Annotated in this window: 6 protein-coding genes; 4 read left to right on the top strand and 2 right to left on the bottom strand. The window is 66.8% G+C overall.

The annotated features are described in order from the left end of the window. Window positions 1-147: 147 nt before the first annotated feature. The gene (locus M2375_RS17930; protein WP_259169266.1) at window positions 148-1,122 is read right to left on the bottom strand and encodes a quinone oxidoreductase; all 975 of its coding nucleotides are present in this window, start codon (window positions 1,120-1,122) and stop codon (window positions 148-150) included. A 279-nt stretch (window positions 1,123-1,401) separates the two neighbouring features. Between M2375_RS17930 and M2375_RS17925 the strand changes: the two genes are divergently transcribed. Further along, the gene (locus M2375_RS17925; protein WP_259169265.1) at window positions 1,402-3,363 is read left to right on the top strand and encodes an ATP-binding protein; all 1,962 of its coding nucleotides are present in this window, start codon (window positions 1,402-1,404) and stop codon (window positions 3,361-3,363) included. On the opposite strand, the gene M2375_RS17920 is transcribed toward M2375_RS17925, so the two are convergent. Then, the gene (locus tag M2375_RS17920; RefSeq protein WP_259169264.1) at window positions 3,360-4,103 is read right to left on the bottom strand and encodes an HAD-IA family hydrolase; all 744 of its coding nucleotides are present in this window, start codon (window positions 4,101-4,103) and stop codon (window positions 3,360-3,362) included. The genes M2375_RS17925 and M2375_RS17920 overlap by 4 nt on opposite strands. A 129-nt stretch (window positions 4,104-4,232) precedes the next feature. Here M2375_RS17920 and hemH point away from each other — a divergent pair, with 129 nt between their 5' ends. From hemH to M2375_RS17905, 3 genes are all read left to right on the top strand, one after another. Next, complete coding sequence (gene hemH / locus M2375_RS17915) at window positions 4,233-5,282, top strand: ferrochelatase (protein ID WP_259169263.1); 1,050 nt, start codon at window positions 4,233-4,235, stop codon at window positions 5,280-5,282. Window positions 5,283-5,303: 21 nt separating this feature from the next. After that, window positions 5,304-5,771 (top strand): GNAT family N-acetyltransferase, encoded by a 468-nt coding sequence (locus tag M2375_RS17910; protein ID WP_259169261.1) that lies wholly within the window; start codon window positions 5,304-5,306, stop codon window positions 5,769-5,771. Window positions 5,772-5,870: 99 nt separating this feature from the next. Next, window positions 5,871-8,642 carry an ATP-binding protein gene (locus M2375_RS17905; protein ID WP_259169260.1) on the top strand — a complete coding sequence of 924 codons (2,772 nt, stop codon included), beginning with the start codon at window positions 5,871-5,873 and terminating at the stop codon, window positions 8,640-8,642. Window positions 8,643-8,661 lie beyond the last annotated feature (19 nt).

The following is an 8,661-nucleotide window of genomic DNA, read 5'->3' as shown; positions in this document are numbered from 1 at the left end:
TCATCGATGCGCGCTGCTGGCTTTCCTGACATGCGGACTCCTATCAAAAATTGAAAAATGATAGTTCATAACTACTAATTTAACAATTTCGATAGGGTTCTACACCTCATGCCAACGTATACGGCAAGTGAAGGCGGCGGCGCTATTTCAAGGCAGCAACACCACCGCCCCCTGAGTCCGGCCCGCCTCCAAATCGGCATGGGCGGCAGCCACATCCGCCAGCGCATAGCGCCGGCCAATGGCGGGTTGGATGACGCCCTGCGCCACTGCCTGCAGCACGGCGGTGGCGCGCTGCTGGTACTCGGCTGCCGTTGCGGTGTGTGCGGCCAGCGAGGGGCGGGTGATGTAAAGCGAGCCCTTGGCATTGAGGGTGGCCATCTCGACAGCGGGGGGCGCGCCGGTGGTGGCGCCGAAGGAGACCATCAGCCCACGGGGGCGCAGGCAGTCCAGCGATGCGGCAAAGGACAGCTTGCCCAGGCCGTCGTAGACCACATCGGCCATGCGCCCGCCGGTAGCAGCACGCAGTTGGGCCGCCAGGGTCAGGGGATCGAACACCAGCGCCTGGTCGCAACCGGCGGCCAGCGCCCGGGCCTGGCTTTGCGGTTTGGACACCACGCCGATGACGGTGGCCCCCAGGTGCTTGGCCCAGGACGCCATCAACTGCCCCACGCCGCCCGATGCACCGTAGAGCAGCACGGTGGTACCCGGCCCCACCGCATAGGTGCTCGTCAGCAGGTACTGCGCCGTAATGCCTTTGAACAAGACGGCGGCAGCCTGCTCAGCACTGATGCCTTCGGGCAGCTTGACCAGGCGCTCGGCCGGGTAGAGCCGCTCGCTGGCATAGGCGCCCAGGGGGCCGGTGGCATAGGCCACCCGGTCGCCCACGGCAAACTGGTCGACCCCGGCGCCCAGCGCCAGCACCCGGCCAGCGCCCTCCAACCCCAGGCCCGACGGCAGCGGGATCGGCGCGATGCCCTTGCGCTGCAGCACATCGAGCGGGTTCACACCCATTGCCTCCTGCGCCAGCCAGACCTGCCCCGGCCCGGGCGCGGTGGCAGCCACCTCTTGCAGTTGCATGCCTTCCGGGCCACCGGCTGCTGTCAAACGAATCACTTGGGCCATTCATCACTCCTTGCAGTACGCATCCAAACCGTCAGCATAAGAAGATCGGAAAAAATGATAAATACTCAGCCATACAGCTCATAACTGCACTGCATGCAGCAATCTTCGATGGGCTTTGCTGCACTGCCCAACGGCCAATTTGCGTCAATTGCGCATAAGAATCCTGGAAAAGTGACAGTGCATACCAACCTGGCTTGGCATACCATGGCCGCCCATGACTGCGCAATCGTTTACATTGAATTACAGAAATAGCTTGCGCCGGGCCCGGCAGACCGGGCAATGAAGGCCGCTATCCCGCTCGCCAGGCCCTGGTGTCTGCTCTTGCTGCTGGCATGGCTGAGCCTGGCCAGCACCGCCCGGGCCCAGCCCCGTTGCGCACCCCAGATACAGTCGGTGCAGGCGGCCCCTGCCGCCGCAGGCGCGGACAACAGGGAGCGGCCCACACAAGGCTGGGTAGACGTAGCGCTGCCCGACAACTGGGCCTTGCGCTGGCCCGGCCACAGCGGAACAGTCTGGTACCGCATTGACTGGACACCGGGATGCACGCCGGACGATAGCCTGCAAGCGCCCCTGGCCTTGGGCATGGATGGCGCCAGCATGGCCGCAGAGGTATTCGTCAACGCCAGCCTGCTCTGGCGGGATGCGGCCTTGCAAGAGCCCCTGTCCCGCAGCTGGAACATGCCACGCTGGTGGCTGCTGCCCGCAGACACTTTGCAAAATGGATCCAATACGCTGTGGATCGGCGTGGTGGGGCTGTCTGCGCTAGCACCGGGGCTAGGCCAGATCCGGCTGGGGCCTGCAGACGAGGTAGCGGCCATCAGCGCGCGCAACCATTGGCGCCAGCGCACCGTGTACGAGCTGACTGCGGGCATGGCCGTGGCCGCAGGCGCCCTGTTCTCGGTGGTGTGGCTGCTGCGCCGGCGCGAGCAGGCGTTTGGCTGGTATGCCCTGGTGTCGCTCAGCTGGGCAGCCTACCTCACCACCGTGCTCGTCACCTCGCCCTGGCCTTTTCCAAGCACCCTGGCCATGTCGCGGCTCAATATTGTGCTGTTTGTGATCTATGTGCTGGCATTTTGCAAGTTCACCTGGCGTTTTGGCAGCCAGCATCTGCCCCGCACGGAGTGGCTGCTGCAAGGCCTGGCTGCCACCGCTGTGCTGGCCACGGTGCTGGCTCCGTCCTCGGCGGCCTCTGCCGTGTTTACGGTGGTCTGGATGGGTTTTGCGCTGGCGATGATGGTCTGTTGCCTGCAATTTCAGTGGCATGCCTGGCGCCCCAGGCCAGGGGTACGCGACCCCCAGCACATGCTGCTGGCGCTGTGCTGGCTGCTGGTCATTGTGGTGGGCGTGCACGATATCCTGCTGATTACCCAAGGCTGGCAGGCCCACGAGAGCTGGGGCGCGGTCATGGGCCCGGTCGCAACGCTGCTGATGGCGCTGTTGGTAGGCGGGCGACTGGCGACTGGCATGCGGCGTATCGAGCGCTTCAACGACGAGCTGGAGACCCGCGTGGCCCAGGCGCGCCGCGAGCTGGAGCAAGTGCTGGCGCGTGAACATGTTCAGGCCCTGGAGCATGCCAAACTGCAGGAGCGGGTGCAGATTGCGCATGATTTGCACGATGGCCTGGGCGGCAGCCTGGTACGCGGCTTGGCCTTGGTGGAGCAATCCCCCAACGGTCTGCCCCATGCCCGGGTGCTGTCGCTGTTCAAACATATGCGCGACGACCTGCGCCAGGTGATCGACCATGGCTCCAGCGCCGGGGCCACCGTGCCCCAGACGCCCGTGCAATGGGCGGCGCCGCTGCGCCACCGCTTTACCCTTATCCTCGAAGAGCTCCATGTCATGTCGCATTGGCGGGTTGCGCCCCAGTGGCCAGCCGGGCACCGCCCCAGCACCTTGCAGTGCATGGGCCTGACCCGGCTCCTGGAAGAGGCGCTATCCAACGTGATCAAACACAGCCGTGCACGCCATCTGCTGGTCGAGATCGACACCGAGACCCCGTTGCAGCCTGCGTGCCTGCGCTTGCGCATCAGCGACGATGGCGTGGGCTTTGATGTGGAGGCGGTGCAGCGCGCCGGGCTGTCGGTCGGCATGCGCAGCATGGCGGCCCGCGCGCAACGCATTGGTGCCCAGCTGGATGTGCAGTCCGGTCTCGATGGCACCCGGGTACAGGTGGTGCTGCAACTGCCCGAAGCCACCGCACCAGGCGCTTTGCCCGCTCGCCAGCCCGTGTGCAAGCTTTAGGCGGGTGGCCGCCCCAGCAGCTGGCACAGCTCCGTCAGATTGCGCACCAGCGCATGGGGCGGCTGGCTGCCCAGGGGCCAGCGCAGGGCCGCTGTAGCGTCTACGCGCTGGTGGTGGTCCAGCTCCTGGCGCTGCACCCAGGCCGCTTGCATGCCGCAGGCCAAGGCGCCTTGCACATCCAGCTCTGCGTCATCGCCCACATGCAAAAACGCGCCGAGCTCAACGCCTGCGCGTTGGGCTGCAGCGGCAAAGATGCGGGGGTCGGGCTTGGCCACCCCTACCTCACGGGCGCTGGTGCTGGCAACAAACCAGGGCGACAGGCCCACTAGGTTCAGCTGCGCGTTGCCATTGGAGACAGCGACCAGCGGGTAGCGTGACGACAGCCAGACCAGCGCATCTTCAACCTCGGCAAACCAGGTCACTTGGTTGCGGGCCGCAAAAAACTGCGCAAAGACCGCATCGACCAGCGCCTCATCGCCGCCGCTTTGCTGCAGTGCGCGCCGGATGAACTGCTGGCGGAAGTGCGTCATGTCGTGGGCCAGGTGCACAAAATCATCGCGCACCGACTGGCGAATGCGCTGGGCATGGGCCGGGTCTTGCAGCAGCGCGGCCGTTGCAGGGGCATGCGCCAGCAAAAAGGCGTGCTGTGCGGCCTCCGCCGCCTTCAAGGTGGGCAGCACGGGCCACAGGGTGTCATCCAGGTCAAGGCTGATGGCACGGATTCGGGAGAGATCAAGCATGGCGCCCAGCATAGCGGATCACTGCGGCTTGGTGTGCCACTGCCGTCCGCTGCCCGACAAGCGCGCGCGGGCCCGCTGCGCCCAGGGGTATGCGCCGCGGCCAGTCGCCAAGCTGCGACAATCTTGGCCATGGTTTCACGCTTCCGACCCGAGCCTCTTGGCCAACCCCTTCCTGACCGAACCGGCATCCTGCTGTGCAACCTGGGCACACCCGATGCCCCCACCACGGCGGCCACCCGCCGCTACCTGGCCGAGTTTCTGAGCGACCAGCGCGTCGTCGAGATCCCGGCCCTGGTCTGGAAACCGATCCTGCATGGGGTGATTCTGCGCACCCGGCCGGCCAAGTCGGCCGCCAAATACCGCAGCGTCTGGATGCCCGAAGGCTCGCCGCTGGCCGTCTGGACCGACAAGCAGGCCAAGCTGCTGCGCGGCAGCCTGGGCGAAGCGGGCCACCAGGTGCTGGTGCGGCCGGCGATGCGCTATGGCAACCCCTCGATCGCCAGCCAGCTCGATGCCTTCAAGGCCGAGGGCGTGCGCCGCGTGCTGGTGCTGCCGCTCTATCCGCAGTACTCAGCCACCACCACCGCCAGCGTGGTCGATGCCGTCAATGCCTGGTGCGCCCGCGCGCGCGATATCCCCGAGATCCGCTTTGTGCGCAGCTACCACCGCGACCCGGGCTACATCAAGGCTTTGGCCCAGAGCGTGCGCAAGCAGTGGCAGATCGACGGCCGGGCACCCAAGCTGGTGATGAGCTTCCATGGCATCCCCGAGCGCAATGTGCGCCTGGGCGACCCCTACCAGCAGCAGTCGCAGGAGACGGCCCAGCTGCTGGCCGCCGAGCTGGGGCTGGCCCAGAGCGAGTACCTGCTCACCTTCCAGTCGCGCTTTGGCAAGGCCAAATGGCTGGAGCCCTATACCGAACCCAGCCTGATCGCGCTGGCCCAGCAAGGCCTGCGCCATGTGCAGGTGATGTGCCCGGGCTTCCCCGCCGATTGCCTGGAGACCCTGGAAGAAATCAACCAGGAGGTGCGCGAAGCCTTTGTGCATGCCGGCGGCCAGCAGTTCGACTACATTGCCTGTTTGAACGACCAGCCCAGCTGGATAGCCGCCTTGCGCACGCTGGCCCTGCAGCACCTGCAGGGCTGGGACACCGGCAACCAGCCGGCTGAGCAAAGATAGACCCTGACCGATCGCCGCACCATGCCCCTCCTCTCCCCCTACCGGCCCGAGCAGCGCGAACGCGTGCTGGGCCTGTCCCTGCACGAAGCGCAGCAACCCTATGTGGCCCCGATCGTGCAAACCCTGGCAGAACTCCACCCCCGGCTCGGCGCCCACCTGATTGGGCATGGCGAGCAGATTGCCGGCTTTTTCCTGATCGACCAGGATTACGCCCAGCACTACCCCTTTGCCTCGGCGGACAGCGTGGGCCTGCGCAGCTTCTTTATCGACCAGCGCTTTCAGGGCCTGGGCCTGGCCAAGCGCAGCCTGCAGGCGCTGCCCGATTACCTGCGCGCCCAGCACATGGCCGCCGCCGCTGTTTTTTTGACGGTGAACTGCAAGAACGAGGCCGCCATTCCGCTGTACCGCCAGTGCGGCTTTGAAGACACCGGCGAGCTGTACCTGGGCGGCGGCTACGGCCCGCAGCACATCATGCGGCTGGCGCTATAGCGCGCCCATCTCCGCCTGCCCCGATATCCCGCATTGACCCACCACAAGGCCCCTGGCGCCTGCCCCGCGCCGCCAGCCCTACCCACAACAAAGATTCCCTTGTCCGACACGCCCCTGACCCCTCCCGAACCTCGTCCTTCCCTGCTGTGCGCCGAGCTGCTGCAGGCCCGGCAACTGCGCCTGCGCATTGACCCGGCCCAGCTGGGCTTTGCCAGCACCGCCGAGCTGGTGCAAGAGCCCTTCTCTTGGATCGGCCAGCAGCGCGCGCAGGCGGCGGCCGAGTTTGGCCTGGCGATGGACCCGCCCGACTACCACCTGTTTGTGCTGGGCGAAGAAGGCAGCGGCCGCACCTCCTTGCTGCGCCAGGCCATGCAGACCGAGGCGCTGCGCCGGCCTGCCGCGCAAGATATCGCCTTTGTGCACAACTTCGCCGTGCCTGAGCGCCCCCAGGCCCTGCGCCTGCCCGCTGGCCAGGGCCGCAGCCTGCGCCGCCGCATCGAGGCCCTGATTGACAAGCTGCCCGAGCAGTTGGACAAGGCCGTGCAGCAAGAGCAGCACCGCAGCCAGATCGAGCAGTTGTACAACCAGGCCCGCCAGGCCGAAGAAGCCGCATTTGGCACGTTGCACGACTGGGCCCACAGCGCAGGCCTGCGCATCCGCCGTGAAGAGGGCCAACTGGTGGTGGAGAGCCAGGACAGCGCCCCCGCCGGCACAGGCGCCGGGCAGCAGCGCGCAGACGAGCCGGGCGCATTGGCTCCGACGGAGCCTCTGCAGGGTCAGACCCTGGCAGACCCTGATGATCTGCCGCTAGCCCTGCAAGACCTTGCCGATACCGACACGGCGGACCCGGCGCTGCTGCTCTCGCCCGGCGAAGGCCCGGAGCCAGATGCCGCAGATGCCGCCCCCAACGCTTCGCCTACCGACGATCTGGAATACCAGCTGCGTTTGCAGTTGGCACAGTTCCGTGGCCAGGTGCGGCAGGCACAGATGGCGCGTGATGCGGCGCTCAACCTGTTCTACCAATCCCTGGCCACCCCACTGTGGCAGGCAGCGGCCGCGCAGGTGCTCGATGGACTCACGCCCAGCCCTGAGCATTTGGCCACCTTGCAGCGCTGGCTGTCCCAGATGCAGGCCGAATGGCTCAAGAACATGGCGCTGTGGGTGCCGGGCAGCATTGCCCAGGATGCCGAAGCGCTGCTGGACCAGACCGACAGCATTGAGGGCGAAGGCGAAAGCCAGGACGCACGCGACGATGCCCGCGCCATGCGGGAGGCCAAGCGCAAGGCGCTGCGCGCGCTCAGCCAGCTCAACCTGATCGTGGACCACCATGGCGAGGCCCACGCCCCCGTGGTGCTGGAGGACCAGCCCAGCCTGCGCAACCTGTTTGGCACCATCGACCCGCCGGAGGACGACGAACGGCGCAGCGATTTCTCCTGCATCCGCGCCGGCAGCGTGCTGCGCGCCGATGGCGGATTTTTGATGCTGCACCTGCGCGATCTGCTGGGTGACGAAGGCAGCTGGCAGGCCTTGCGCCGGGTGCTGCGCACGCGCCAGTTGCGCATCGAAGATGTGCACGCCGCCCATGGCCCCAGCAGCAGTGGCGCCATGCTGCCCGAGCTGCTGCCCCTGAACTTCAAGCTCGTGCTGGTCGGCTCCGAAGAGGCCTACTACCAGCTGCAGGAAAGCGACCCGGACATGGCCCGGCGCTTTCGTGTCAAGGTCGATTTTGCCGAGCAGTTCAAGGCATCCACCGCCACCTACCGCGCCACCGCCGCGCTGATGGCGCAGCGCTGCAAGCTCTACCAGCTGCCGCACTGCGATGCCAGCGCCGTTGCCCGGCTGCTGGAGCAATCCCACCGCGAGGCAGACGACCAACAGCGCCAAAGCGGTCGCTTGAACCAGCTCGAAGCCTTGCTGCTCGAAAGCGCTCAACTCGCCCGGCAATCAGGTCAGCAATCGGGCCAGGACCGCCTGGTGCAAGCGGCCGATGTCGAGGCCGCGCTGGCCGCGCAGCGCCTGCGCCACAACGCCATGGAGCAGGACCTGCATGCCGCCATCAGCGAGGGCGAGCATGTGATCGCCTTTGCCGGCAGCCAGGTCGGCCAGATCAATGGGCTGTCGCAGATCGACACCGGCGACCACCGCTTTGGCCTGCCGGCGCGTATCACCGCGCGCAGCCATGCGGGCCAGGAAGGGGTGATGAACATCGAGCGCGAGGTGGCCATGTCCGGCCCCATCCACGACAAGGGCGTGCTGATTTTGCAAGGCTATCTGACAGCGCTGTTTGGCCACCTGGCGCCGCTGGCGCTCAATGCCTCGGTGGTGTTTGAGCAAGAGTACAGCGGTGTCGAAGGCGATTCGGCCAGCTGCGCCGAGCTGTATGCGCTGCTGTCATCGCTGTCGGGCATGCCGCTGCGCCAGAGCATTGCGGTGACGGGCGCGCTCAACCAGCATGGCGAGGTATTGCCCGTGGGCGGCCTCAATGAAAAGATCGAAGGCTGGTTTGACCTTTGCGCCGCGCAGGGGCTGGACGGCAGCCATGGCGTGCTGATTCCCGCCCGTAACCAGCGCCACCTGATGCTGGCCGAGCGCGTGGTGCAGGCCGTCGAGGCCGGGCAATTCCATGTCTACACGGCCGAGCATGTGGGCCAGGGCCTGGCCTTGCTGGCAGGCCAGTGCGACCTGCCCGCCAGCGCAGCACACCCATCGGAAGAAGCGCAGCGCCTGCCGTTGGCATTGCTGCAAGCGGCCGAGGCCACCTTGCTGCAGTACCGCCTGGCCTGCCAGCGTGCCGATGCGCCGCGCCCCCGCGCCCAGCGGGCCCGCCAGCGCCAGCTGCGCAAGCCGGCCAGCCGCCCGCCGCTGGGCTGAGGCAAGGGCCGGCCTGCCG

The sequence above is a fragment of the Comamonas sp. BIGb0152 genome (assembly GCF_024809975.1).
Lineage (GTDB): Bacteria > Pseudomonadota > Gammaproteobacteria > Burkholderiales > Burkholderiaceae_C > Comamonas.
This window is presented reverse-complemented; position numbering and strand designations above follow the sequence as displayed.